Genomic DNA, 1309 nt, shown 5'->3' with positions numbered 1-1309 from the left:
AGTCTGATGAAAGCACAGCAATTAAAAATATGTAGTCTACTTTAATCGCAGCCAAAAATGTCCCGCGTATATACCTTATCTATCACATCGACTAATTCAGGATGCATACGGTTAGCTAATATAATGTCACACATATTTTTAAACTCGGATACATTAGTGATGATCTTTGAGCGAAAGAAGTCAGGTTCTTTTAATGAAGGTTCATAAACAACCACCTCAATTCCTTTTGCCTTTATTCTTTTCATTACACCTTGTATTGCCGATGCTCTAAAATTATCTGAACCAGCCTTCATAACTAGTCGATAAATGCCAACTCGCTTAGGATTATTAGCAATAACAGTATCAGCTATAAAATCTTTTCGCGTTGTATTAGCATCAACAATTGCTCTAATCAAGTTGCTGGGCACTTGGTTGAAATTTGCCAAAAGTTGCTTGGTGTCTTTTGGCAAGCAATACCCTCCATAGCCAAAAGATGGATTGTTGTAATAGTGGCCAATACGAGGATCAAGGCAAACACCATCAATAATATTCTTTGTTTCTAGATTATTTTTTTGGGCATATGTATCCAACTCATTAAAAAATGCGATTCGCATCGCCAGATATGTATTAGCAAATAATTTTACCGCCTCAGCTTCCGTACTCTCGGTAAAAATGACTGGCACATCCTTCTCTAATGCCCCCTCAATTATCAGCTCAGAAAATGCTCGTGCATGCTCACTTGTGGCACCCACTATAACGCGTGATGGATAAAGGTTGTCGTATAGTGCTCGCCCTTCACGTAAAAACTCGGGGGAGAAAAAAATATTTTCGTAATTATGAATTACCCGCATTTTAGAGGTAAAACCAACAGGGACAGTAGACTTTATTACGATAACAGAAGCTGGGTTAATACCCATGATATCAGAAATAACTGACTCTACCGAGGCAGTATCAAAACAATTTGTGTCAGGATCATAATTAGTGGGGGTTGCAATTATAATATAGTCAGCATTCTCATAAGCAGCTGATTTATCCAACGTTGCGGTAAGATCCAAGGTTCGTTCTTTAAAAAAAAGATCGATATCAGTATCGATAATTGGAGACTGTCGACTGTTAATCATGGAGACTTTTTCTGGATTAATATCAAATGCAATCACATGATGGTTTTGAGCTAACAAGATTGCATTAGATAAACCAACGTAACCTATACCGACAACAGCAATTTTCATTATTGATCCTTTACATCCAAAATTTTATAATAGGAGCGATACCATTCAACAAAATTCTGTATACCCTGTTCTATCTTCATTGATGGGCGATAGGCTATAGT

Annotated in this window: 1 protein-coding gene; it reads right to left on the bottom strand. The window is 37.1% G+C overall.

The genetic code is table 11. The annotated features are described in order from the left end of the window. Positions 1–41: 41 nt before the first annotated feature. Positions 42–1208, bottom strand: a complete 1167-nt coding sequence (locus tag LD28_RS0110595; protein ID WP_033136934.1) for a nucleotide sugar dehydrogenase — start codon at positions 1206–1208, stop codon at positions 42–44. Positions 1209–1309 lie beyond the last annotated feature (101 nt).

Origin of the sequence: Aeromonas finlandensis, assembly GCF_000764645.1 — a bacterium.
GTDB classification, from domain to species: Bacteria; Pseudomonadota; Gammaproteobacteria; order Enterobacterales; family Aeromonadaceae; genus Aeromonas; species Aeromonas finlandensis.
This window is presented reverse-complemented; position numbering and strand designations above follow the sequence as displayed.